The 23,865-nt window shown below is 58.9% G+C and carries 28 protein-coding genes; 19 read left to right on the forward strand and 9 right to left on the reverse strand.

From position 1 onward, the window contains the following. The first annotated feature begins 43 nt into the window (after positions 1 to 43). The 3 genes from folP (at position 44) to ACZ9W6_RS10310 (ending at position 3,071) form a co-directional block, all read left to right on the forward strand. Positions 44 to 874, forward strand: a complete 831-nt coding sequence (gene folP, locus ACZ9W6_RS10300) for a dihydropteroate synthase (RefSeq protein ID WP_465191043.1) — start codon at positions 44 to 46, stop codon at positions 872 to 874. A gap of 85 nt (positions 875 to 959) precedes the next feature. Then, positions 960 to 2,291, forward strand: coding sequence for a phosphoglucosamine mutase (gene glmM, locus ACZ9W6_RS10305; protein ID WP_465191044.1), 1,332 nt, complete (start codon positions 960 to 962; stop codon positions 2,289 to 2,291). Between the two features lie 171 nt (positions 2,292 to 2,462). After that, positions 2,463 to 3,071, forward strand: coding sequence for a DedA family protein (locus tag ACZ9W6_RS10310; RefSeq protein WP_465191215.1), 609 nt, complete (start codon positions 2,463 to 2,465; stop codon positions 3,069 to 3,071). A gap of 55 nt (positions 3,072 to 3,126) precedes the next feature. Here the strand turns inward: ACZ9W6_RS10310 and ACZ9W6_RS10315 are convergent, their stop codons facing one another. Continuing rightward, the gene (locus tag ACZ9W6_RS10315; RefSeq protein ID WP_465191045.1) at positions 3,127 to 3,453 is read right to left on the reverse strand and encodes an FKBP-type peptidyl-prolyl cis-trans isomerase; all 327 of its coding nucleotides are present in this window, start codon (positions 3,451 to 3,453) and stop codon (positions 3,127 to 3,129) included. A gap of 152 nt (positions 3,454 to 3,605) precedes the next feature. On the opposite strand from ACZ9W6_RS10315, the gene ACZ9W6_RS10320 reads away from it, so the two are divergent. The 11 genes from ACZ9W6_RS10320 (at position 3,606) to ACZ9W6_RS10370 (ending at position 13,117) form a co-directional block, all read left to right on the forward strand. Then, a complete protein-coding gene (locus ACZ9W6_RS10320; RefSeq protein WP_465191046.1) occupies positions 3,606 to 4,382 on the forward strand; it encodes a DUF2189 domain-containing protein in 777 nt (258 codons plus the stop codon). Positions 4,383 to 4,392: 10 nt separating this feature from the next. Continuing rightward, on the forward strand, positions 4,393 to 5,343 hold the full coding sequence (locus tag ACZ9W6_RS10325) for a D-2-hydroxyacid dehydrogenase (RefSeq protein WP_465191047.1): 951 nt from the start codon (positions 4,393 to 4,395) through the stop codon (positions 5,341 to 5,343). A 120-nt stretch (positions 5,344 to 5,463) separates the two neighbouring features. Further along, on the forward strand, positions 5,464 to 6,774 hold the full coding sequence (locus tag ACZ9W6_RS10330) for an NAD(P)/FAD-dependent oxidoreductase (RefSeq protein ID WP_465191048.1): 1,311 nt from the start codon (positions 5,464 to 5,466) through the stop codon (positions 6,772 to 6,774). Then, complete coding sequence (locus tag ACZ9W6_RS10335; RefSeq protein ID WP_465191049.1) at positions 6,771 to 7,532, forward strand: DUF1365 domain-containing protein; 762 nt, start codon at positions 6,771 to 6,773, stop codon at positions 7,530 to 7,532. The genes ACZ9W6_RS10330 and ACZ9W6_RS10335 overlap by 4 nt, the downstream gene beginning before the upstream one ends. Beyond that, positions 7,519 to 8,733: a class I SAM-dependent methyltransferase gene (locus tag ACZ9W6_RS10340; protein ID WP_465191050.1), complete on the forward strand. Its 1,215-nt coding sequence runs from the start codon at positions 7,519 to 7,521 to the stop codon at positions 8,731 to 8,733. Before ACZ9W6_RS10335 ends, ACZ9W6_RS10340 begins: the two co-directional genes overlap by 14 nt. A 10-nt stretch (positions 8,734 to 8,743) precedes the next feature. Next, on the forward strand, positions 8,744 to 9,223 hold the full coding sequence (locus tag ACZ9W6_RS10345) for a chalcone isomerase family protein (protein WP_465191051.1): 480 nt from the start codon (positions 8,744 to 8,746) through the stop codon (positions 9,221 to 9,223). Next, positions 9,220 to 10,467 carry an MFS transporter gene (locus ACZ9W6_RS10350; RefSeq protein ID WP_465191052.1) on the forward strand — a complete coding sequence of 416 codons (1,248 nt, stop codon included), beginning with the start codon at positions 9,220 to 9,222 and terminating at the stop codon, positions 10,465 to 10,467. Before ACZ9W6_RS10345 ends, ACZ9W6_RS10350 begins: the two co-directional genes overlap by 4 nt. Continuing rightward, positions 10,446 to 10,979, forward strand: coding sequence for a DUF3833 domain-containing protein (locus ACZ9W6_RS10355; RefSeq protein ID WP_465191053.1), 534 nt, complete (start codon positions 10,446 to 10,448; stop codon positions 10,977 to 10,979). Before ACZ9W6_RS10350 ends, ACZ9W6_RS10355 begins: the two co-directional genes overlap by 22 nt. Next, the gene (locus tag ACZ9W6_RS10360; protein ID WP_465191054.1) at positions 10,976 to 11,746 is read left to right on the forward strand and encodes an SDR family NAD(P)-dependent oxidoreductase; all 771 of its coding nucleotides are present in this window, start codon (positions 10,976 to 10,978) and stop codon (positions 11,744 to 11,746) included. The genes ACZ9W6_RS10355 and ACZ9W6_RS10360 overlap by 4 nt, the downstream gene beginning before the upstream one ends. After that, positions 11,743 to 12,156 carry a nuclear transport factor 2 family protein gene (locus tag ACZ9W6_RS10365; RefSeq protein WP_465191055.1) on the forward strand — a complete coding sequence of 138 codons (414 nt, stop codon included), beginning with the start codon at positions 11,743 to 11,745 and terminating at the stop codon, positions 12,154 to 12,156. The genes ACZ9W6_RS10360 and ACZ9W6_RS10365 overlap by 4 nt, the downstream gene beginning before the upstream one ends. Positions 12,157 to 12,196: 40 nt before the next feature. Continuing rightward, positions 12,197 to 13,117 (forward strand): MerR family transcriptional regulator, encoded by a 921-nt coding sequence (locus ACZ9W6_RS10370; RefSeq protein ID WP_465191056.1) that lies wholly within the window; start codon positions 12,197 to 12,199, stop codon positions 13,115 to 13,117. A gap of 46 nt (positions 13,118 to 13,163) precedes the next feature. Here ACZ9W6_RS10370 and ACZ9W6_RS10375 read toward each other — a convergent pair whose 3' ends face one another. Beyond that, positions 13,164 to 13,640, reverse strand: coding sequence for a DUF1841 family protein (locus ACZ9W6_RS10375; protein ID WP_465191057.1), 477 nt, complete (start codon positions 13,638 to 13,640; stop codon positions 13,164 to 13,166). Between the two features lie 53 nt (positions 13,641 to 13,693). On the opposite strand from ACZ9W6_RS10375, the gene ACZ9W6_RS10380 reads away from it, so the two are divergent. Next, the gene (locus tag ACZ9W6_RS10380; protein ID WP_465191058.1) at positions 13,694 to 14,179 is read left to right on the forward strand and encodes a glutathione peroxidase; all 486 of its coding nucleotides are present in this window, start codon (positions 13,694 to 13,696) and stop codon (positions 14,177 to 14,179) included. A 9-nt stretch (positions 14,180 to 14,188) separates the two neighbouring features. Here ACZ9W6_RS10380 and ACZ9W6_RS10385 read toward each other — a convergent pair whose 3' ends face one another. Together ACZ9W6_RS10385 and trmB are read right to left on the reverse strand one after the other, a co-directional pair. Next, entirely contained in the window at positions 14,189 to 14,644 is a 456-nt protein-coding gene (locus ACZ9W6_RS10385; protein ID WP_465191059.1) for a GNAT family N-acetyltransferase, read from the reverse strand. An 86-nt stretch (positions 14,645 to 14,730) separates the two neighbouring features. After that, positions 14,731 to 15,411, reverse strand: coding sequence for a tRNA (guanosine(46)-N7)-methyltransferase TrmB (gene trmB / locus ACZ9W6_RS10390; protein ID WP_465191060.1), 681 nt, complete (start codon positions 15,409 to 15,411; stop codon positions 14,731 to 14,733). 139 nt (positions 15,412 to 15,550) lie between these two features. Here trmB and ACZ9W6_RS10395 point away from each other — a divergent pair, with 139 nt between their 5' ends. Together ACZ9W6_RS10395 and ACZ9W6_RS10400 are read left to right on the forward strand one after the other, a co-directional pair. Further along, a complete protein-coding gene (locus ACZ9W6_RS10395; protein WP_465191061.1) occupies positions 15,551 to 16,180 on the forward strand; it encodes a LysE family translocator in 630 nt (209 codons plus the stop codon). 99 nt (positions 16,181 to 16,279) lie between these two features. Then, positions 16,280 to 16,588 (forward strand): hypothetical protein, encoded by a 309-nt coding sequence (locus ACZ9W6_RS10400; RefSeq protein ID WP_465191062.1) that lies wholly within the window; start codon positions 16,280 to 16,282, stop codon positions 16,586 to 16,588. Here the strand turns inward: ACZ9W6_RS10400 and ACZ9W6_RS10405 are convergent. Further along, positions 16,585 to 17,457 (reverse strand): SDR family oxidoreductase, encoded by an 873-nt coding sequence (locus ACZ9W6_RS10405; protein WP_465191063.1) that lies wholly within the window; start codon positions 17,455 to 17,457, stop codon positions 16,585 to 16,587. The genes ACZ9W6_RS10400 and ACZ9W6_RS10405 overlap by 4 nt on opposite strands. Positions 17,458 to 17,490: 33 nt before the next feature. On the opposite strand from ACZ9W6_RS10405, the gene ACZ9W6_RS10410 reads away from it, so the two are divergent. Further along, the gene (locus tag ACZ9W6_RS10410) at positions 17,491 to 18,519 is read left to right on the forward strand and encodes a CDP-6-deoxy-delta-3,4-glucoseen reductase (protein ID WP_465191064.1); all 1,029 of its coding nucleotides are present in this window, start codon (positions 17,491 to 17,493) and stop codon (positions 18,517 to 18,519) included. Between the two features lie 72 nt (positions 18,520 to 18,591). On the opposite strand, the gene ACZ9W6_RS10415 is transcribed toward ACZ9W6_RS10410, so the two are convergent. Further along, the gene (locus ACZ9W6_RS10415; protein WP_465191065.1) at positions 18,592 to 19,257 is read right to left on the reverse strand and encodes a hypothetical protein; all 666 of its coding nucleotides are present in this window, start codon (positions 19,255 to 19,257) and stop codon (positions 18,592 to 18,594) included. A gap of 136 nt (positions 19,258 to 19,393) precedes the next feature. Continuing rightward, entirely contained in the window at positions 19,394 to 19,924 is a 531-nt protein-coding gene (ppa, locus tag ACZ9W6_RS10420) for an inorganic diphosphatase (protein ID WP_465191066.1), read from the reverse strand. 107 nt (positions 19,925 to 20,031) lie between these two features. Between ppa and coq7 the strand changes: the two genes are divergently transcribed. Next, positions 20,032 to 20,652, forward strand: a complete 621-nt coding sequence (gene coq7, locus ACZ9W6_RS10425) for a 2-polyprenyl-3-methyl-6-methoxy-1,4-benzoquinone monooxygenase (protein ID WP_465191216.1) — start codon at positions 20,032 to 20,034, stop codon at positions 20,650 to 20,652. 76 nt (positions 20,653 to 20,728) lie between these two features. On the opposite strand, the gene ACZ9W6_RS10430 is transcribed toward coq7, so the two are convergent. Together ACZ9W6_RS10430 and ACZ9W6_RS10435 are read right to left on the reverse strand one after the other, a co-directional pair. Beyond that, on the reverse strand, positions 20,729 to 22,315 hold the full coding sequence (locus ACZ9W6_RS10430; protein WP_465191067.1) for a DUF3369 domain-containing protein: 1,587 nt from the start codon (positions 22,313 to 22,315) through the stop codon (positions 20,729 to 20,731). Between the two features lie 9 nt (positions 22,316 to 22,324). Next, positions 22,325 to 23,854 carry a sensor histidine kinase gene (locus ACZ9W6_RS10435; protein WP_465191068.1) on the reverse strand — a complete coding sequence of 510 codons (1,530 nt, stop codon included), beginning with the start codon at positions 23,852 to 23,854 and terminating at the stop codon, positions 22,325 to 22,327. Between the last annotated feature and the right edge of the window lie 11 nt (positions 23,855 to 23,865).

The raw sequence follows: 23,865 nt of genomic DNA on the forward strand, positions 1-23,865 counted from the left end.
GGGTGTCAGCCAGGCTGACACCCTTTTTTCATGAGGTTTGCCGATGGCGAGTTTGCAATGTGGCCGTTTCCGTCTTGAGCTGGACAGGCCCTTGATCATGGGAATCGTTAACGTCACACCGGATTCATTTTCGGATGGTGGCCGTTACGACCGGGTAGATGCCGCACTTGCACATGCGGAAAAACTGCTGGCAGAGGGTGCGGATATTCTTGATATCGGTGGCGAGTCCACCCGGCCGAATGCCCCGTTTGTCAGCCCTGAGGAAGAGTTGCAAAGGGTGATGCCGGTGCTGGAAAGGTTGGCCGCATTGAATGTACCGCTATCGCTGGATACTCGTAGAACCCTGGTCATGCACGCAGCGTTGTCAAATGGCGTGGTTGACCTGATCAATGATGTGTCCGCGCTTGAAGATGAGGGGGCGCTGGATCTGGTGGCCGCGGCCAAGGTGGCGATTTGCCTGATGCACAAGCAAGGCAACCCGGACACTATGCAGCTCAAGCCGGAGTACGAAGATGTGGTTGCCGAAGTGGGCAGCTATCTGCAGCGACGAGTGGCCGCATGTCTTGCTGCCGGTGTGGTGCCAGAGCGTTTGCTGGCAGATCCGGGGTTCGGTTTTGGCAAGAGCCTCGATCACAATCTGGCGCTGCTGAAACAGCTGCCAAGGCTGGAAGCCGAGGCTGGGGTGCCGATGCTGGCAGGCTTGTCGCGCAAGTCCATGCTGGGGGCTGTCACTGGCGAGGCTGATCCTGCCCAGCGTCTGGGTGCCAGCGTGGCAGCGGCCTTGCTGGCGGTGCAGGGCGGGGCGGCTGTGGTTCGGGTGCATGATGTCAAACCGACCATGCAGGCGCTGCAGCTCTGGCAGGCCTTGCGCTGAATCAGTCACGCATGATTTTGCCGATACTCTGGCAGGCGATTCTCGCTAGAATGTCGCCTTGCCCTGCTTGAAAACGAGAAAGAAAATGGCTCGCAAATATTTTGGTACAGATGGTATTCGTGGCAAGGCCGGTGAATACCCGATTACCCCGGATTTCGTCCTGCGCCTCGGCTATGCCGCAGGCAAGGTGCTGGTGGATCACGAGCACCAGAAACACCCGACAGTCATCATCGGTAAAGATACCCGTATCTCCGGTTATATGTTGGAGGCTGCCTTGCAGGCCGGCTTTACCGCAGCGGGTGTGAATGTTCTGCTGACCGGCCCGCTGCCTACGCCGGGCATTGCTTATCTGACCCGTGCCCTGAGACTTTCTGCCGGTGTCATGATTTCTGCCTCTCACAATCCGTTTGACGATAACGGCATCAAGTTTTTTGCCGAGGGTGGCAAAAAGCTGGACGATGCGCTCGAATTGCAGATCGAGGCAATGCTGGAGTCCGAGATGGTATGCAGCCCGTCCCGCGAGCTGGGGCGTGCCCGCCGTATTGATGGCGCCGCCGAACGTTATATCGAGTTCTGCAAGAGCAGCTTCCCGAATGAGCTCGACCTGAAAGGCTTGAAGCTGGTGGTCGATTGCGCGCATGGCGCGACCTACCACATTGCCCCCAAGGTCTTTCATGAGCTGGGTGCCGAGGTGATTACGCTGGGTGCCGAGCCGGATGGCTTCAATATCAATGATGGTGTTGGTGCGACACATCCTGAAGCGATGGCTGCCGCGGTACGGGCGCACGGCGCAGATTTTGGTATCGCTCTTGATGGGGATGGCGATCGTCTGATGATGACGGATCGTGATGGCACCATCTACGATGGCGACCGCCTGATTTACGTGATTGCCAAGGCAAGAGCCGCGCGCGGCCAACTTGTTGGCGGGGTTGTCGGTACGGTGATGACCAATCTGGCGATGGAGCTGGCCTTGCAGTCGCGCGGTATCGAGTTTGCGCGTGCCAAGGTCGGTGATCGCTATGTGCTGGAGCAGCTGCACGGCAAGGGCTGGCAAGTCGGTGGCGAGGCTTCGGGCCATATTTTGTGTCTGGACAAGCACACAACTGGCGATGGCATCATTTCCTGCCTGCAGGTGTTGGCCGCAATGCGCGAGCTTGGGCAGGATCTGGCACGGATCTGCAGTGACTGGGCACCGTTCCCGCAGCGCATGATCAATGTCCGCCTGAATGGTCAGGACTGGAAGGCTGCCAGCGCTCATGCGCTTACCGAGGCGGAAGCTGCCCTGGCAGGGCGTGGTCGCGTGGTATTGCGTCCATCGGGTACTGAACCGGTCGTGCGGGTGATGGTTGAAGCCGACGAGCAGGCACTGGCTGATCAGTGGGCTCAGCATATTGCCGGCACTATCGAGCAGGCTTGATTTCGTGCAAGGCCATCCTTTGGGGTGGCCTTTATTTTGGCTCGAAATAATTGATGCTGGCCAGCCTGGTGTAACAAAGGCCTGTGCTAAGATGCGCTCGGCGCTGAACTCATAGAAATGTCTTCAGTCATAGACGTTCGTTTTTGAAATCCTTGTCAGGTCTATATGGACATCCTGCAGATTCTCCTCGATTTTTTCACTACCTACGGATATGCCGCTGTATTTACGGTACTGCTGATTTGCGGGTTTGGCGTGCCGATACCTGAAGACATTACGCTGGTAGCTGGCGGGATCATTTCAGGTCTGGGCTATACCGATGTTCATACCATGTTTGCCGTGGGCATGGCCGGCGTGTTGGCCGGCGATGGCATCATGTTTACGCTTGGTCGTGTTTACGGCGAACGTGTACTGCGTTTCCGGCTGGTGTCACGCATCATGACTCCGGAACGTTTTGCTGCCGTGCAGGACAAGTTTGATCGTTACGGCAACTGGGTTCTGTTTGTTGCCCGCTTCTTGCCGGGCCTGCGCTCGCCGATCTTCCTGACAGCAGGCATGACGCGCCGTGTGTCGTATATGCGTTTTCTGTGCATGGATGGTTTTGCCGCGCTGATCTCAGTACCGGTATGGGTGTATCTGGGCCATTTTGGGGCCAGTAACCGAGAGTGGCTGATGCATGTCGTACATCAGGGGCAGGCAGGTATCCTGATAGTGATCGCACTGCTGGGGGCTGGTATCGGTATCGTCTGGTGGCGCAAGAAAAAGCAGACAGCCAAGGCCTGAGTGTCTAGCTGCAGAAAACAAAAAAGCCCGGATATCCGGGCTTTTTTCATTGGGTTTAGCCGACTTGCAGCAGCTCAACCTCGAATACCAGTGTGGCATTCGGTGGAATCACGCCACCAGCACCACGAGCACCATAGCCCAGTTCTGCAGGAATGGTCAGCTTGCGTTTGCCACCAACCTTCATGCCTTGAACGCCTTGGTCCCAGCCTTTGATCACATAGCCCTGGCCCAGAACAAAACTGAAGGGCTGGTAACGGTCCTTGCTGGAATCAAATTTGGTGCCATCGGTCAACCAGCCAGTGTAGTGCACGGTAATTTCTTCACCGGCTTCGGCCAGTGCGCCTTCACCAATCTGCAGGTCTTCGATGATCAGTTCCGCCATTTGATGTCCTTCGTTTGCAGCATTATCGAACCGGCTATTCTAACAGCTGGCACCGGATACGTCGAAAGGTTGCCATTGTCTTTGCCAGTCAATGACTTATAACGGAAGTACTCATCCTCGTTAGTGCAGGGTGAAAGAAGAGGGGTACGACCATGGACATTACACATCTTCCTTCCGAAGAGCATGTGGTAGTCAGGCAAGTGGGCCTTGATCAGCCGCTGAAGTGGCTGCAGCTGGGATGGCGGGACTTCCGCCGTGCGCCGGCTGATACCGTGTTTTACGGCGCTGTCTTTGTCTTGATGGGCTATATGCTCAACATCTATTACGACTACGCACCACAGTTCGTCATTACTTTTGCCACCCTGTTTTTGCTGGCGGGGCCGTTCCTTGCCATCGGGCTGTACGATATTTCACGGCAACTCGAGGCCTTCAATGGCGGGCGAGTCAGTCTGTTGCACAGCATGACGGCTTGGCGCGTCAATATTCCGGGTTTCACCCTGTTTGCCGCCTTGCTGACGGTGCTGGTGTTTGGCTGGTTTCGCATGTCATTGCTGATTTTTGCGCTGTTTTATGATGGCAATATCCCGAGTCTGGATACGCTGCTGTTGAGCATGCTTGGCTCCGAGCACATGACTTTCGCGATTGCCTATTTTGCGCTTGGCTTTTTCTTTGCACTGGCTGTTTTCGCGGTCAGCGTCGTGGCTATTCCGATGTTGCTGCACAAGGACGTCGATACCATTACCGCGATGGTCACCAGCGTGCGGGCGGTGTTTGCCAATATAGTGACGATGATGGCTTGGGCCGCTATGATCGTTATTCTTACTGCGATTGGTTTTGCCACCTATTTTGTTGGTCTGCTGATCATCATGCCGGTGCTGGGTCTGGCAAGCTGGCACGCCTATCGCGCCCTGGTAGAGTATGAAACCTGAAGACTGATCCATGACAATTGAAATCGTTTTCCTCGACCGGGACAGCTTGCCTGTCCCGGTTTCCGTTCCATCCTTTCCCCACCATTACACCGAGTATGCGGCCAGCAGCCGCGATGACATCATTGCCCGCTGTGCTGCGGCCAACGTCATCATCACCAACAAAGTGCCGCTGGATGCCGAAACACTGGCGGCGCTGCCTGCTCTCAAGCTGATTGCCGTGGCGGCAACCGGCTACAACCATATCGATCTGGCTGCCTGTCGCGAACGTGGCATTGCTGTCTGCAATATCCGCAATTACGGTGATGAAACCGTTGCCGAGCATGCCTTCATGTTGATGATGGCCCTGATGCGCAATCTGCCGGCTTACCAGCGTGATGTGGCCGCTGGCGTCTGGCAAAACGCGCCGCAATTCTGCCATTTCGGCGCACCTATTCGTGATTTGCAGGGCGCGACCCTGGGCATCTTTGGTCGAGGCGGCATTGGTCTCGCGCTGGCCAGACGTGCCGAGGCATTCGGCATGAAAGTGATTTTCGGCGAGCGAAAAGGGTCTGCCGATGTGCGTGAGGGCTATGTCGCCTTTGATGCCATGCTTGCGCAGGCGGATGTGCTGTCCTTGCATTGCCCGCTGAATGAGCAAACCCGCAACCTGATCGATATCGCCGAATTGCAGGCGATGAAGCCGGGCGCGATCCTGATTAATACCGCCCGTGGTGGCATCGTCAATGAAGACGCATTGGTGGCCGCGCTCAAATACGGCCAGATCGGCGGTGCCGGCTTTGATGTGCTGTCGGTGGAGCCGCCACGCGAGGGCAATCCGCTGCTGAAGGCGCGCTTGCCGCACCTGATTGTGACGCCGCATGTCGGCTGGGCCAGCCGTGAGGCGATGCAAAGGTTGGCCGCACAACTGACCGCCAATATCGAAGCCTGGCAGCGTGGCGAGCGGCAAAACCGGCTCGATTGATGCCGATGCCTGGTCTTTGAACGTGGCCTGAACAAAGCAGCCTGCCTTGTGCAGGCTTTTTTGTTGAACTTTTCTATATTGTACTGTACAAATCATGTACGAAATAAAGAGGTGGCTGTCATGAAGATCGCAGTGGTAGGGAGTGGTATTGCCGGGCTGTCGGCGGCCTGGCTGCTGGCGCGTAGCGGACACGCCGTCAGCCTGTTTGAAGCGGGCCATCGTGCCGGTGGCCATAGCAATACAGTAGACGTCACGCTGGACGGCATCCGCGCCGGCGTCGATACCGGCTTTCTGGTGCACAACGACCACACCTATCCGAATCTCACCCGCCTGCTGGCCTTGCTTGATGTGCCGGTCTACCAGACGGAAATGACCTTCTCGGTTAGCTTGCAGCGCGAAAACCTGGAATGGGCGGGCAGCAATCTGGCCAGCCTGTTTGCCCAGAAGCGCAATCTGTTGCGGCCAACGTTCTGGCAAATGCTAGGCGATATTCTGCGTCTGCACCGGCAAGCGCCGCAGCTGCAGCGCGAAGCGGCCGCGAGCCAGGAAACACTGGGGCAGATCCTGTCACGTCACGGCTATGGCGAGGCGATGCGCAACTGGTATCTGCTGCCGATGGCGGCGGCGATCTGGTCGGGCTCGACACGCGATATGGCCGCCTTTCCGGCGCAGACATTTTTTGATTTCTGCATGAATCATGGCCTGCTGCAGATTTTTGACCGGCCACAGTGGAAAACCATCAAGGGCGGATCGAAGGTTTATGTCGAGCGGATGTTGCGCGCGATTGTCGATGTACGCTTGGCCAATCCGGTCAGGCAGATCAGCCGGCCGGGCAATGGTGTCATCGTTCACGATGATCATGGCCAGCATCACTTTGACAAGCTGATTCTGGCCTGCCACAGCGACCAGTCGCTGGCCTTGCTGCAAGACCCGAGCCCGCGCGAAGCCGCGGTACTGGGCAAGGTGCGCTATCAGCCGAATCTTGCCTATCTGCATACCGATCAGTCTTTCCTGCCGACGCGCAAGCAGGCGTGGGCGGCGTGGAATTACCAGATGGCACAAGCCGGCGAAAGCGAGCGGCCGGTGATGGTGACCTATCTGTTGAATCGGCTGCAGGATCTGCCGTTTTCCTCGCCGCTGATGGTGACTCTCAATCCCGAGCGCGTGCCGGAGCATATTCTCGCCAGCTTTGACTATGCGCATCCGGTGTTTGATAGCGCGGCTATCGCGGCACAAAAGGCGCTACCCGCACTACAGGGCGAGCGCAATACCTGGTTTGCCGGTGCCTGGACGCGCTACGGCTTTCACGAGGACGGCTTGCTGTCCGGCATGCAGGTCGCGCAGGCACTGGGGGCGAGTATTCCGTGGGATTGCAGCCTGCCACTGGGCGAACACCGGCCGCTGCCGGAATTCGTATTGGCCACGCGATGACAGTCTCTGTTTTTCACGGCCATGTCTGGCATGGCCGCCAGCAGCCCAAGGTGCACCAGTTCAGCTATCCGCATGGCTGGGTGGCGATCAATCTCGACGATGACAGCCCGCGTCATGATCTGGCTCCGGGCATTAGCTGGCTGCGCAAGCGGCATGGTCCGGCGGACGGGCGGGCGCTCAAGCCATGGTTGGCCGCCATCCTGCAGCGTGCCGGTTTTAGCGAGGGGTTCCGGTTGACGCTGCACACCCTGCCTGCCGTTTTCGGCCGGGTGTTCAATCCGGTGAGTTTTTATCTGGTTCAGGACGCGGGCGGGGCCTTGCGGGCGGTATTGGCCGAGGTCAGCAATACCTTTGGCCAGCGCCATGACTATCTGTTGCATCAGCCCGATTTTGCCGCCATCGGCTCGAAGGACTGGCTGCTGGCCGGCAAGGTCCTGCATGTCTCGCCGTTTTATCAGGTTCAGGGGCAGTACCGTTTCCGGTTTCAGCTGGCGGATGGCGAGTTTGCCGTGCGTATCGAGTACGCCGCCGATGGTCAGCACTATGACTTTGCCGCCGCCTTGCAGGGCAGGGGGCAGCCGCTTGCCGCGCTGTCTGCCGGTGCGGTCTGGCGACAATGCGGCCGCAGCGTGCTGCTGGTATGGCTGTTGATTCACTGGCACGCCTGGCAGCTGTGGCGCAAGCGTATTCCGTTTTTTGGCAAGAGTGGTCAGGCAAATCTGCCGGCTCGGCAGGGAGAAGCAAATGAATACACGTAGCGAAAGCTGGCAATTGCCCCAAAGCGAGTTGCCATGGCTGGCACGGCCGCTGTGGCGGGTGCTGGATCGTCTGGTCGAAGGGGAGCTGACGGTGCATACCCCGGCCGGGCGTCAGGTGTTCAACGGGCAAAAAGCCGGCATATCGGCAAGCTTGCACATCCACGACTGGCGGGCGCTGAGCCGCATCATGCAGTCCGGAGACATTGGCCTGGCCGAAGCCTGGCGTGATGGCCAGCTGTCCTCGCCCGACTGGCCGGCGCTGCTGCAACTGGCGATTGCCAACGAGCAGATCCTGTCGGCGGCGATTCATGGCAACTGGCTGGGTACGCTGGGCTACTGGCTGCGCCATCTGTTCCGCGCCAACACCCGCAAAGGCAGCAAGCGCAATATCCAGGCGCATTACGACTTGGGCAATGATTTTTACCGGCTGTGGCTCGATGACAGCATGACCTATTCCTCGGCCATTTTCAGCGACGCAGCACAGCCGCTGAGCGAGGCCCAGGATGCCAAATACGAAAGAATCCTGCAGCGGCTGGATGTGCAGCCGGGCCAGCACATTCTGGAGATCGGCTGTGGCTGGGGCGGCTTTGCCGAATATGCGATCCGTAGCCGGCAGGTCAAAGTCACCGGACTGACCCTGTCGCACGAGCAGCTGGCGTGGGCAAGGCAAAGGTTGGCCGCAGCGGGGCTGGCCGAGCACGCCGACCTGCGCTTGCAGGATTATCGCGATGTGACAGGCCAGTTTGACCATATCGTCTCGATCGAGATGCTCGAGGCAGTCGGCGAGCGCTGGTGGCCGCGCTACTTCCGCACGCTGCAGCAAAGGCTGAAAGCAGGCGGCAAGGCGGTGGTACAGGTCATCACCATGGCCGATGCGCATTTTGCGCACTATCGCCGTGGCACCGACTTCATCCAGCAATACATCTTCCCCGGCGGCATGTTGCCGTCGCCGGCCGAGATGGCGCGCCACGCCCAGGCGGCCCGCTTGCAGATCAGTGATGCGTTTGCCTTTGGCGCTGACTATGCGCGTACCTTGCGTCACTGGCTGGCCAGTTTTGACGCGGTGTTGCCGCAGGTGAGGGCGCAAGGTTTTGACGAGGCTTTCATCCGTTTGTGGCAGTTCTATTTCTGGTACTGCATTGCCGGTTTTGAAGCGGGGCGCACCGATGTCTATCAGTTCGAGTTTAGCCATCAAGGCTAGCCTGATGATCATGAGCACCCTGATAAGCGGGCTGGTCATGGCGATGCCGGCAGAGCTGTCGATGCTGCGCCCCTTGGGCAAGGGCGATATGCGCTGGTTCGGCTTTCGCTTGTACGAGGCAACCCTGCTGACGCCACAAGGCCAGCCCTTTGACTGGGCACGGCCGTTTGCCCTGCAGCTGCGCTATGCGCGGCAGATCAGCAGCCAGCAGCTGGTGCAGGTCAGCGAGGAAGAAATGCAGCGTTACGGCGTGCCGGAAAATCGCCGGCTGATGTGGCGACAGGCCATGCAGAAGGCGTTTCCGGACGTGCAGGACGGCGATGTGATCATCGGCAGTTTTGACGGCCGGCAGACACGCTTCTGGTACAACGGCAAGCCGACCGAGCAGATTGACGACCCGGTGTTCGGCCGCCAGTTTTTCCGTATCTGGCTGGATGCAGCCTCGCGGGCGCCGGGCTTGCGACGGCAGCTGCTGAACGAGCCATCATGACACCGCGGCAGCTTGCCCTGGCCGGTTTTGCCGGCATGCCGCTGGCGATGCTGGCGCTCCCGGTGTATCTGCATACGCCGGCACTTTATGCGCGCGAGTTCGGCTTGTCGCTTGGGCTGCTGGGCGGCCTGCTGTTTGCGGTGCGGCTGCTGGATACCGTGCTGGACCCGCTGCTCGGCTACTGGCAAGACCGGCTGAGTCAGCTGCAATTGCGCAACGCCAGCCTGCTTGCCACCGTCAGTGCGCTGGCAGGCTTCACCTGGCTGGTGTCGCCGCAGCCGGGATGGCTCATCTGGCCGCAGCTGATAGCCAGCCTGCTGCTGGTCTATCTCGCGCATGGCTGGCTGGGTATTGCCCTGCTGCGCTACGGCGCGCTGCTGTGGCCGACTACCGAAGGGCGTGCCCGGGTGACTGCCTGGCGTGAAGGCTGGGGCGTGCTCGGCATTTTGCTGGCGTCGGCCTTGCCGGCCTGGTGGGCCAGAAGCGCTGGCGAGCAAGCGGCGCTGCAACAGTTTGTCTGGCTGCTGCTGCCTTGTGCGCTGCTGGCATGGTGGGCCTTGCGCGCTTCGCCGGCGATTATGCCGGCCGCTGCGGTGGCTGGCAGAGGGGTGGAAGCTCTGGCCAGCGGTGGCAAAGGTTGGGCCGCGCTTGCTCTGGTCTTGCTGATGAACGGTCTGGCCATGGCGATACCGGCAACCTTGCTGCACTTTTATGTGGCGGATGTATTGCAGGCGGAGTCGTCAACGGCGCTGTTTCTGCTCGCTTATTTTCTGGCGGCGATGCTGGCCTTGCCCTTGTGGGTCAGGCTGGCGGACCGTTGCGGCAAGGCGCAGGCCTGGTGTCTTGGCATGTTGCTGGCGATGGCTGGCTTTGTGCCGGTGTTCGGGCTGCAGAGCGGGGCGATAGGCGGTTTTCTGCTGGTGTGTGTGCTGACCGGCATTGCCCTGGGCGCGGATCTGGCACTGGCCGCCGCGATGGTGGCCGACAAGCTCGGCGAGCAGGCCGGGGAGCATGGCGGCAAGGTATTCGGCGTGATGTCGATGCTGAACAAGCTGGCGCTGGCCCTGGCGGCCGGACTGGCTTTGCCGCTGGCCGAGTGGTCGGGTTATCAGCCCGGCCAGAGTAGTCAGGAATTGACAAGCCTGTATGCCGGCTTGCCGATGTTTTGCAAAGGTGTGGCGCTGCTGCTGTTGTGGCGTCTGATGCGCAAGGAGTATGCAGCATGTGGCGCAAACGCTTGTTGATGGTGTTGGCGGTGTTGAGTCTGGGTGCCTGCCGCAGTGTGAGCATTGATGATTATGCCGGCACCCGGCCGGGGCTTGATCTGGCCAGTTATTTCAATGGCCGACTGACGGCGCAAGGCATGTTCCAGGATCGCAGCGGCAAGGTTGTGCGCCGTTTTACAGTCGAGATGACCGGCAGCTGGCAGGGCAATCAGGGCGTGCTTGACGAGCACTTTACCTACGATGATGGCGAGAAACAGCGCCGCGTCTGGCGACTCGTCAAACAGCCCGATGGCTCGTACACCGGCACTGCCGATGACGTGGTTGGCGAGGCGCGAGGCCGCACTGCCGGTTATGCGCTGTTCTGGGATTACACCCTGAAGCTGCCGGTAGACGGCAAGGTGTACGAGGTGCGCTTTGATGACTGGATGTATCAGCTGGACGAGCAGACGCTGCTGAATCGCTCGCGCATGAGCAAGTTCGGTATCACGCTGGGCGAGGTGACGCTGTTTTTCCGCAAGGACGCACCATGAGCCTGAATCCGCCGCTGCGTGACTGGCGCGGCCAACGTGTGTGGCTGGTCGGAGCTGGCCACGGTATTGGTGCCGCATTGGCGCGCGCCGTGCACGCTGCCGGGGCGCAGGTCGCGATTTCTGGGCGCACCCGCAGTGCGCTGGATGAGGTCGCCGCAGCCTGTCCGGGCATGCAGGTGTTGCCGCTGGATGTGACCCAGCTGGCGCAATGGCAGCGTGCGCGGGATGCCTTGCTGGCTGCCTGGGGGGGAATTGACATGCTGGTGTTGCTGGCGGCCGATTACCAGCCGGTGCGGGCGTGGGAGCTCGACAGTCAGCGCGCGGCAGCGACGCTGGATGTCAATCTCAATGGCGTGCTGCATGGTGTTGCGGCCAACCTTGCCACGCTGATGCAGCAGCAGGGGCGGCTGGTGCTGGTGGCCAGTGTGGCCGGCTGGGCCGGCATGCCCAATGCGCTGGTGTACGGGGCCAGCAAGGCGGCGGTCAATCACTTGGCCCAGACCCTGTATCTTGATCTGCACGACAAGGGCGTGGCGGTGCATGTGGTGAATCCCGGCTTTGTCGCGACACGGCTGACGGCGCGCAATCATTTTGCCATGCCGGCCTTGCTGACACCGCCACAGGCAGCCATGGCGATCATGAAAGGTCTGGCGGCCGGGCGCTTCGATATCCACTTTCCCGGCAGGTTTACCTGGCCCTTGAAGTTGGCCGCACACCTGCCTTACCGGCTGTATTTCTGGCTGGCTCGCAAGGTGACGACACCATGAATGCCAAACTGCAGGCACATCTTGACTGGTTTGCCGCACTGTCGCCGGCCAGCCTCGCGCGTATTGACGAGGTTTACGCTGCGGATGCGCGTTTCAGCGACCCCTTCCAGCAACTGCAAGGGCGAGCGGCAATCGGCGTGCTGTACGGCCGCATGTTCGAGCGGCTGCAGGCACCGCGCTTCGAGATTGTCGAGGTGATTGCCGAGGATAGCCGCGCCTTTGTCTGCTGGGATTTTCACTATGGCTGGCGTGGTCGCCAGCGCCGGCTGCATGGCGGCTCGCTGTTGCGGCTGGGGGCTGACGGGCTGATTGTCGAGCATGCCGATTACTGGGATGCCGCCTCGGGCGTCTACGAGCAGATTCCACTGCTGGGGGCTGTGCTGCGCGGCTTGCGCCGACGCATGGCATAATGCCGCTTTTGTCCGATTGTGAATGCCGATGTCTGACCTTATGCCTGAATCCAGCCAAAACGCGTCTGCGGGACTGCCGATTGCCGTGGTCGAGCGCGAGACCGGTATTCCGAAAGATCTGCTGCGCCAGTGGGAGCGCCGCTATGACTTTCCGAAGCCGCTGCGTGATGCGGCGGGGGACAGGCGTTATGCAGTTGAAGATGTCCAGCGACTCAAGCTGATTCGCCGCCTGCTCGACAACGGACATCGGCCGGGAAAGCTGGTCGCTCTCGCCATACCGCAGTTGCAAACCATGCTGGAGAGCGCCTCACCGCGCATCGCCATCAGCGAGGCGACGGTCGGTGGCGATTTCCTGCAAGTGCTGCAGGGCCACGACGCGCTGGCCGTGCGTCAGCTCCTGCGCCATCGTCTGCTCGAATTAGGTTTGCGCCGCTTTGTCTGCGAGTTTTTGCCTGCGGCCAACCTGCAGATCGGCGAAGCTTGGCAGCAAGGGTTGCTGCAGGTATACGAAGAGCATCTGTATGCAGAAGAGCTGATGCGGGTGATGCGCGAAACGCTGGCTACCTTGCCGGCCTCGGTCAGCGCACCGCGAGTGATGCTGACCACCTGCCCGGGCGAGCAGCACACGCTTGGCCTGCTGATGGTCGAGGCGCTGCTGCGGCTGTCGGCTTGCGACACCATTGCTTTCGGGGCGCAGATGCCATTGAGCGAGATCGCCTCGGCAGCCGTCAATCATCGCGTCGACATCATCGTGCTGTCGTTCTCGCAGTCGTATCACGGCAATGTCGGCAAGGACCTGCAAACCCTGCGTGGCAGTCTGCCCGAGTCAGTCGAAATCTGGCTGGGCGGGGCCGGCGTGCCACATGCAAGGCAGTGGCCATCGGGCTGCCGGCAGATCGCGCGGCTGGAGGATGTGCCGCAGTCCGTCAGCGACTGGCGACAACAATACGGCGAGGTTTGAAAAAACGGCGACTGTCTCTCATAAAGAGAACATCGCCGTTATTGCTTCAGTCATCCATGTCTTGCAGATTGAGACGTCGCTCGTTTTCCGGATCCTGCCCCAGCTTGCCGCGGATACAGGACAGGTAAACGTTGACGTCAGGCCCGCCGCCGTAGCGCTGCGCCTGCCAGATCATCTCGCCAAGACAGTCGATCACCTCATGCTGGGCATCGTGCTCGCTGCCGGTTTTCAGCAATAACTGCTTGTACAGATGACGAATGCCGAAAGGCTGGTCGATAGACAGTTGCTCTTCGACTGCCAGATGCATGCTCATGTGCATGAACGGGTTGGTTTCACCCTGTTCCGGCTGCCATTCGCGATCGCGGAACTGCTCCGGACGCGACAGCACGGCGTGGTATTCGGGATGGGCGGCGATCACGCTGGCCAGCAGTTTTTCAAGGTCGGACAAAGGATGGCCGGCCTGTTGCTTTTGCCAGGTATCGAAGAAGAAGCGGCGGGCATCTTCGCGACTCGGTGCAAACATGGATGTTGACTGTTTTACTTGAAAAAACAGCATTATACGGACGGAGGCAGCACATGACCACGATTGCCGATTTTTCCGCAGCATGCCCGGATGGCCGCAGCCAGCCCTTGGCCGAGTATCTCGGGCAGGTGGTGCTGATCGTCAATACGGCCAGCGAGTGCGGCTACACGCGGCAGTATGCCGGCCTGCAGGCGCTGTACAGCCAGTACCGCCAGCAAGGCTTTGTGGTGCTGGCCTTTCCGTGCGACCAGTTTGGCGGGCAGGAGCCGGGCAGCGACGAGAAGATTGCCGACTTTTGCCAGAGCCGATTTGCCGTCGAGTTTCCGCTGTTTGCCAAGGGCAATGTCAATGGCCGCTTCGCCCCGGCGCTGTGGCAATGGCTGACATCGGCGGACAGCAGCCATCCGCACCCGGTGAAGTGGAACTTCACCAAATTCCTGATCGATCGCAAGGGCAGGCTGGTCAAGCGTTACGAGCCAGCCGCCGAGCCGGAAGACATCTGCGACGATCTCGAAGTCTTGCTGCAGGCAGCCGGCTAGCGAGGTTTCTTACAGATCCTTGCGCATGAATACGCTGTTGGGGTCTGGCTGGTAATCGGCAAACGGGCCGCAATGGCGGAAGCCGGCCGCCTGATACAGCGTGATGGCGGCGGTTTGCAGGTAGCCGGTTTCCAGCGCCAGCCAGCGACAACCGGCCTCAATGGCGGCGTTTTCCAGCTTTTGCAATAAGGCCTGGGCGATGCCTTGGCCACGGTTTTCCGGCTTGACGTACATACGCTTGAGTTCGCCTAGCGCCAGTTGGCGGTTGATGAAGATGGCGGCGCAGGCAACAGCTTCGCCGTGGCTATCACGGGCGACGGCAAACAGGATATCGGGGCTTTGCAGTGCGGCCAGATCCAGACCGTGGTGGCTCTCGGCGGGGTAGAGCGGGATCTGGTAGGCGTCGAGTGCGGCAATCAGGGCGATGACTTCCGGCTGATTGGCGCTTTCAAAGGCAATTTTCATGGTGGTATCAGGCTTGCGGCCAACCTTTGGGGTTGGCCGCAGTCACGTCGTCTAGTGCTGATGGCTACGCACAGTGGCTGCAGTCATCACTTGCGGGTGAAGATCACATCCCATACGCCGTGGCCCAGACGGATGCCGCGTGCTTCAAACTTGGTCAGCGGACGATAGTCAGGGCGCGGGGCATAGCCATCGGCACTGTTTTGCAGCTCAGCATTGGCGCTGAAGACTTCCATGATCTGGATGGCGTAGTCTTCCCAGTCGGTGGCGGCGTGCAGATAGCCGCCCGGACGGATTTTCTTCACCAGTTTTTCGATGAACGGTGCCTGGATCAGGCGGCGCTTGTTGTGGCGCTTTTTGTGCCATGGGTCAGGGAAGAAAATATGCACGCCATCGAGCGAGCCGTCGGCCAGCATATTGTCCATCACCTCGACTGCATCATGGCGAATCACGCGCAGATTGCCGAGGTTTTGCTCGCCAATCAGCTTGAACAGATTGCCCACGCCCGGCGAGTGCACTTCGATGCCCAGATAGTCCTTGTCCGGATTGTTGGCCGCGATCTCGGCAGTTGCCGTGCCCATGCCAAAGCCGATCTCGAGGATTTTCGGTGCTTCGCGACCGAAGGCTTCGTTCAGGTTGATAGACTCGGGGCGATACTCGATACCCCAGCGCGGCATGCCTTCATCAATGGCGCGCTGCTGGGCGGCGGACAGGTGGCCCTGACGCAGCACGAAGCTGCGGATGGCACGGTTGAAGCCGGGATTTTCCATGTGCGTACTCGAAAAACTGCAAAAAGATCGCGATGTTACCGAAATTTGCCGCTCGCCGATAGCCTGCCGGCGGCGGCTTGACGATAGGGTGGCGGCATCGCTAGCATGATCTTCCTTTCGTCATGCGAAAGATGCTGCCATGCCCACCCTTGATACTCTGCTGCTGTTTTTTCTCGCCGCTTTTTTACTTGCGGCAACCCCCGGCCCCGATATGTTGCTGATTGCCTCGCGTAGTGCGACACAAGGCCGTCTGGCGGGTTTTGCCACTCTGGCCGGCATACAGCTGGGCACCTACTGTCATGCTTTGGCGGCGGCCTTGGGGCTGTCGCAATTGCTGCAGCATGTGCCGCTGGCCTACGAGGCCTTGCGCTTTGCCGGGGCACTGTATCTGGCCTGGCTTGCCTGGCAGTGCTTTCGTACCAAACCGGCGGCCGTGGCTAGCGAGTGCGCCGTGCCCGAGCGCATGTCGTTGCAAAAGGTATTCCTGCAAGGTTTGCTGACCAATCTGCTGAATCCGAAAATGGCCTTGTTTGTGCTGGCCTTGTTTCCGCAGTTTGTGCAGCCGGCGGCAGGCCCGCTGTGGTGGCAGATGCTGCTGTTGGCCACGGTACTGAATATGGTCGGGCTAGTCGTCAATGGCGCGGTGATTCTGAGTGCCAGTCATCTGGCGCGCCGTCTGGGGCGCAGCGGCCAACGTTGGCCGCAATGGCTGCTGGGTTCGGTTTTCGCCGTACTGGCCGGCCGACTGTTACTGGCCGAACGCGGCTGAACGGAGCCAGATCAATTCAGGGCTGTTTCGACCTTGGCTTCGGGCGACGGTGTGCCATGCTGTTAGTGACATCATCACCTGTGAGCCGGGGAGGGCAGCATGAGCGATACCTTGCATGATTTTATCCGTCAACTTGAAGCGCACCGCGAGCAAGGCCGGGAAATGGCCTCGCTGTTGTCGGTAGAGCCGGTGCGGCAATTGTCCGTGCCGCTATGTCACGATTGCTGCAAGGATTTGCGCGCAATGGCCGAGGTGTTCGGCTGCGACGAGGCCTTGCTGGCCTCGGCCATCTTGCGCGGGGCATTGCGTCATATCGAGGAAAATCTGACCGAAGACCTCGATGCGCTGGCGAGGCTGGCGCAAGAGCGGCTGGATAGCCCGTGCGAGCGGGCCAGCGAAGTCATCTAGCTTTTGTGGCCAGCGAGAAACTGCTGCACCGTCGGGTAAGTCAGGACGGGCAGCAGTTCTTTTTTCAGGCGATCGTTACGCAGGCGACGCGACTCGGCCATGTATGACCATAGCCCGGCCGGCGTCTGTGCCTTGACTGCCTCGCGCGACTGGCGTGGCAGACGAGCTTGCCCCAGGTGGTCGGCCAGCAGGTCATACCAGTCGCCGATCGCAGTTGGCGCATCATCACAGGCATTGAACACGCGGATGCCTTGTCGCGGCTTGTGCAAGGCTGCTACGCAGATACGCGCCAGATCGTCTGCGTGGATGTGATTGCTGTAGCTGTCTTCATCAGCCCGGATCAGCGGCAGCTGGCTGCTGAAGCGGCTCTGCGGCAGACGGTTGGCCGCATAGATGCCCGGCACGCGCAGGATGGTCAGCCCACTGCCATGGCTCAGGGCAAAGGCGCGCAGATTGCGCTCCGCGTCGACACGACGTCTGGCGCGATCCGAAACCGGCTGCAGTGGCGAGCACTCGTCCAGCCAGTTGCCATCGGCATTGCCGTAGACGCCGCTGGTGCTGATATACACGATTTGCTGTGGTAGACTTCCCGTTTTTGCCAGCTGCGACAAGACCTTGCGCATTCTGGGGTCTATCCGGCCCTGTTCCGGTGGTGGTGCCGAGTACAGCACGGCATCTGCAAGCCCGGCGAAACGCGCAAGGCTATGACGATTGTCCAGATCTGCCAGCATGGGCAAGGCTCCGGCCTCTCGCCAGCGCGCGGCATTTTCAGGCTTGCGGAGCAACACCACGACGCGCCAGTGCGCGCGCAGCAGGGGCAGGGTGCGCCAGGCGATATCGCCAGCGCCTATCATCAGTAATGTACGCATGCTGGCCATTCTAGCGAAGTTTAAGGGAACAACATGACCTGTCAGGTAAAAGTGCTGCCTAGCGGCCATACCTTCGCGGTAGAAGCACACGAAACCATTCTCGAGGCGGCCTTGCGCCAGAGCATCGGTCTGCCATACGGCTGCCGCGACGGTGCCTGTGGTGCCTGCAAGGGCAAAGTGGTCGAGGGCGATGTCGATCACGGCGGCGCTCAGGAAAAAGCGCTGAACAGTGCCGAGAAGGCCCAGGGCCTGACCCTGTTCTGCTGTGCCCGTCCGCAAGGTGATATCACCATCGAGGCGCGCGAAGTGGCCGGTATTGGCGATATCCAGATCAAGACCCTGCCTTGCCGCGTCGAAAAGATCGAAAAAGTCCACGATGTGGCGATTCTGAAGCTGAAACTGCCTGTGTCCGAGCGCCTGCAGTTCATGGCCGGCCAGTACATCGATATCCTGATGAAGGATGGCAAGAAACGCAGCTTCTCGATTGCCAATGCGCCGCATGACGATGCCTTCATCGAGCTGCACATCCGCCACCAGCCGGGCGGCTCGTTCTCCGACTATGTGTTCAACACCATGAAGGAGAAGGAAATCATGCGCTTCAAGGGGCCGTTGGGTTCCTTCTTCCTGCGCGAAGATTCCGACAAGCCTATCATCATGGTGGCTAGCGGCACCGGTTTCGCGCCGATCAAGGGTATTATCGAACACGCGATCCACAGCGGTGTGACCCGTCCTATCGTGTTCTACTGGGGCGCGCGTACGCCGGCCGATCTGTATCTGGCCGAGATGGCAGGCCAATGGCAGGCGCAGCACAGCAATATCACCTTCATCCCGGTGGTGTCGGATGCGCTGCCGGAGCACAACTGGCCAGGCCGTACCGGCTTTGTCCATCAGGCGGTGATGGATGATTTTGCCGATTTGTCCGGTTATCAGGTGTACGCCTGCGGTGCACCGGTGATGGTCGAGGCCGCCCACAAGAGCTTTATCGGCGAGCGTCAGCTGCCGGAAGACGAGTTCTTCTCTGATGCCTTCTTCCTGTCCAAGGATATGTCGGGCAGCAAGTAAGTACTGGCCAGATGCCAACAAAAAAGCCGCGATATTCGCGGCTTTTTTGTTGTGTTGTGGAGTTCTGCCAGCTCAAGACTTTGCAGGTTTGCCATCTTGTAGGCGCTGCCAGAGCAGCATGAAAGCCTGCTGGCAGTCGGCCTGTTGTTGCAATCCCGCTTGCAGCAGTCTGGCCAGGGCTAGCGCGAAGTGATCCTGATTCGCCGGCGGGGTGGTCATGGCTGTCAGCAGCGAGGCAAGTTCAGCCAGCGGTGGGTCCTGATGCTGTTGACGATAAGCCTGACAAAGTGCGAGTAACTGTTCGGCCAGTTGCCATTGCTTTTGCAGCAAGTGTGGCCAATCCGGGAGCCTGGCTTCTGTACTATCGGGCACGCCGAGTATCGGGCCGCACAAGTAAAACAACGCATCAAAAATCTGGCGACAAAAGCGTGCACTGCCATGAGGGCCGCAATACAGCCAGGCACCTGGCGCGGGTGCGAGTTGATTGAGATAGCGACTTAATGTCGGGTCTGGTCGGGCTGGGCCGGCGACAAACAGCATGAAGCCGAGTTGTTGTTGCAGCGGGTGCGGGGCAAAGTCGATACCAAGGTTGGCCGCAGGCAGTGTTGTGCTATCGATAGAAAAGGTGTGCGAGCCACAGTGTAGGTTCTGCTCATCCAGATGGCATTGCATTGGCGCGGCTGTGGCCTGCAGGCGAAGCTGCAGTGGCAACAGGCGGTTGGCAATGGTGCTGGACATGATGAGGGTCGATGGTGTGCAACAGACCTTACTGTATACAAAGCCATGCAGGCTGACCAGCGCAGGCAAGATGGCATGAAAAAGCCGGCGCAGGCGCCGGCTTTCGGGCAGCTTGGCCTTGCGGCCAACCTTGAGCTTAGCCTTGCTTGGCGCGCTCGATGCCTTCGTTCAGTTCGCGGGTCGCGTCTTCCATGGTGCCCCAGCCCTGGATCTTGACCCATTTGCCTTTTTCCAGATCCTTGTAGTGCTCGAAGAAGTGCACCATTTGGTCACGCAGCAGTTGTGGCAGGTCTTCCAGCTTCTGGATGTCCTTGTACATCGGGCACAGTTTTTCAACCGGCACGGCAACCAGCTTGGCATCCACGCCGCCGTCATCTTCCATCTTGATCAGACCCAGCGCACGAACGCGGATCAGCACGCCAGGTGGCAGCGGGAACGGGGTAACTACCAGTACGTCGACCGGATCGCCATCGCCAGCGATGGTTTGCGGTACGAAGCCGTAGTTGGCCGGGTAGAACATGGAGGTGCCCATGAAACGGTCAACACACAGCGCGCCGCTTTCCTTGTCGTATTCGTACTTGATAGGAGCGCTGTTGGCGGTGATTTCGATGATGACGTTGATGTCATTCGGCATGTCTTTGCCTGGGCCGATCAGTTCGAGGTTCATGCTGGATCCTTTACAGTGAAGTTGCGTAAACGGAAAACTTGCGGATTATAACAGCAGCACGAGCAAGGTATAATCGCCCGTATTGATGAAAGCCATAAGCCGACATGATCCTAGATACCCTGATTACCGAATTTGACCGTGGCCTGCGCACCCTGTTTGCACCGGCAGCCAGCGCCCGCCCGCATCCTGACCGCGAAGTGGAAGAAACGGCGCTGAGCGCGGAAGAAAAACAGCACGCCTTAGGCCTGATGCGCGTCAATCACTGCGGCGAGGTCTGCGCCCAGGCGCTTTACCAGGGCCAGGCGCTGACGGCGCGTGACCCGGCAACTCGTGAGGCGCTGCGTCATGCCGCGTTTGAAGAGGTGGAGCATTTGGCCTGGACCGAGCAGCGTATTCGCGAGCTGGGAGGTCGCCCCAGCGTATTCAACCCGCTGTGGTATACCGGCTCGCTGGCGATTGGCGTGACTGCCGGTTTGTTGGGGGACAAATGGAATCTGGGTTTTCTGGAGGAAACCGAACAGCAGGTGAGTGCCCATCTTGATAGCCATCTGCAATCCTTGCCGGCGCAGGATGCCAAGAGCCGTGCGATTGTCAGTCAGATGCGTGACGATGAATTGCGTCATGCCGAGCTGGCGCATAATTTTGGTGCGGCAAAGCTGCCCTTGCCGGTGAAGGGCCTGATGAAGCTGAGCGCCAAGGTCATGACGCAGAGCAGCTACAAGCTCTGATGTTTTGATATCAAGGTTGGCCGCAAGTCGAATGGAAAATGAGCCCGGATCCGGGCTCATTTTTTTGGGGATGGCTTCAGCTGATTGGTGGTTTGATCGGCATGCGGTCTTCGGCCACCAGCCTTTCCAGCGCCTTGACGACTTCGGGGTCAAATTGCTGGCCACTGCGTGACTTGATATAAGCCATGGTTTCATCGAGTGACCATGGTTCCTTGTAAGGCCGTTTGTGCAGCAGGGCGTCAAACACATCCACAACAGCCACGATGCGTGCGGACAGGGGGATGTCCTGACCTGCACGCTTGTAAGGATAACCATGGCCGTCGAAGAATTCGTGATGGCCATCAGCGATATCGGCACCCATCGACAGATAGCTGGTGCCCTCTACCAGCTTGCTGGCCTTGCGCAGGATGTTGGCACCGATCTCGGCGTGTTGCTCCATGATGCGGCGCTCATCCGGGTCCAGCTTGCCCGGTTTGAACAGGATGTGGTCGGGTGTGGCCACTTTGCCGACATCGTGCAGGATACTGGCCATGCCTATCATGTCGAGAAACGGTGGCGGCATCTGCTCGGTGTAAACATGTTTGCTGAACAGATCCTGGGCAATGGCATCGCTCAGTTTCTGTACTCGCAGTACATGCTCGCCGGTATCGCTATCCCTGAATTCGGCAAGGTCAGCGAGGGCGACAACGGTAGCCTCTTGCGATTTGACGAGTTGAGAGTAGAGATAGAGGTTGTCGTAGGCTGCTGAAATCCGCTGGCAATATACCTCGAGCAAATTGCATTCATATTCCTCCAGCGGCCAGGGCGGCTGAAAGTGGATCACAAACTCTCGGCCATTATTGGCTGTGATGTAGAGAATGTCGTATGGGTGCTGGTAGATCGAGCGTTTTTCGCTCAGTGCCTGCTCGATGGTTTGTTGCAGCTGGGGAAAGGTCGATAAATCGCCACCATTGAGCAGCGTTTCGAACTCGCCGGTTGCCGCCAGAATTTCCAGGGTTGGTCTACCGTTGCCTTGCGGCGCACTTTCCATGCACAACAGACCATCGGTGCCGACATCCAGAATCGCACTGATCTGCTTCAGCACACCCGATGCGAATTCCTTCAGCGAACGCAGCTGATAAAGATCGCTGGCTCCTTCAAGAATCTTGCCCAAGCCTTGGCGGTTCTTCTCAATCGTCACCAGGCTCTCATAACCGCGCAGTGAGGCAATGATGACGGTGAACAGTTTCTGGACGGTCAGCTCGGTCTTGGTCTTGTAGTCATTGATATCGTAATTGAGGATGACGTCCTGCTCCGGGGCTTGCCCGGGTTGGCCGGTTCTCAATACGATTCTGACAATCTGGTTATTCAGCTCTTCCCGGATCCTTTTGACAAGATTCAGGCCGGCGCTGTCGGTTTCCATCACGACATCGAGAAGAATGACGGCGATGTCGTGGTTAGACTGCAAAAGCTCGAAGCCTTCTGCTGCAGAGTAGGCACTCAGCAGTTCAAGACTTTTGTCCTTGTAGCGGATATTCTGGATGGCAAGACGAGTTGCGGTATGAATATCCGGTTCGTCATCGACGATCAGGATTTTCCAGGGCTTGCTGTGCGCTGCAGCCTGATGAGATGCAGCGGCTTGCTCCTCCGAGTCATCAAGCAGCCAATCATCATTTTCTTGCATGTATCCCCCTCACGCATTCATTTCGGGTGCCTTGCAGGGCAGCATCAAGGTAAAGGTTGTACCTTCTCCTGCCGTGCTGTCAACGTGAATGCTTCCCCCCAGCTTTTTAAAGACAATGTTGTAGACAATGTGTAGCCCCAAGCCACTACCGCCCGTGCCACGCTTGGTGGTGAAGAAGGGCTCAAAAATATGCTTGAGGTTTTCAGACGGTATGCCTTTCCCGTCGTCCCTGACGGTCAGTCTGATCTGGTTGTTGGCCAAAGGGTCAACCTGGATCAGAATGACACCGCTTTCCTTCTCATTGTATGCATGCAATAGCGCATTCATCAGCAGATTCGTGACAACTTGCGACAGGGCACCGGGGTAACTATCCATCTCGAGGCCAGACGGGCAGTCCACATCCACAGTGATCAGGCTGTGTCTGAGTTTCGGGCTCAGGCTGGTAATGATTTCTGACAGGTATTGATCAATATGAAACTGGCGTCGTGCTTCGCTGGTCTGGTCAACGGCAACTTGCTTGAAGCTGTGGATCAGATCAGCAGCACGCTGGCTATTGGAGAGAATCAGCCTTGATGACTCGTTGGCATCATTCAGATAAAACTCGAGATCGCTCTTCTTGATCTGGCCAGTTTGCATCTGCTCGTTAATCTTTTCCGTTGCCAGAGCAAGATGAGAGGCAGCGGTCAGGGTGATACCGACCGGAGTGTTGATTTCGTGGGCAACTCCGGCAACGAGCCCGCCGAGAGACGCCAGTTTTTCGGTTTCTACCAGCGTGTTCTGGGTTTCAAGCAATTGCTGGTAAGCAATTTCTGCACGGTCCTTTTCCAGTACCGCGGCTTGCTGGGCTGTCTTTCGCAAGCCCAGTTCGTTGCTGATCTTGATGATAATGAGGTTTACGCCGGTAACGAGGTCGGCAAACTCACGCCATTCGGCTTGGGGCAGTTGGATATCGGCCTCCAGCTCCATTGTTGCGGCTTTGTGCAGGGCTCTCTGCAAGGCGCCGATAGGGGTAAAAACATAGCGCCGCAAGGCAATCAACAGTACTGCAAGCAAAAGGATGATGACGATCAGCAGTTGGGCTGATTGAGTCCAGAGCTGATTGTTGAGCCGATTGGTGATGCGCTCGCGTGACAGATAAGCGGTGACCTGGCCGAGGTTATTGCGTTGCTGGTAAATAATGGGAAGTGTCAGCACTTCATCATGTAGAGGCGGAGTTGCTTTGGATAAGTCGGTAATCCGCCCATCGGGCAATCTCATCCTTCCGAAATAAAGGCCGGCATCCCCCTGCACAATCAACCCGACAATTGCGGGGGACTTCAGCTCGGCATCCAGCGTCAAGCGGATGAACTGGTCATCAAGTTGCCACACACCATGTGGGAGGGAAAGTGCCAGGCGCTCCTGCAGGCCTTGCTTGATGGACAGATAGTCGCGTTCCTCAGCCTGGCTAGCAGCTTGATAGGACAGGTACCCGATCGCAATCATCACGATACACAGCACAGAAACAATCCAGATAGCCAGCCTAGTTTTTATGCTTCGCATTTTTACTCACG

The organism is Vogesella lacus, assembly GCF_979366295.1.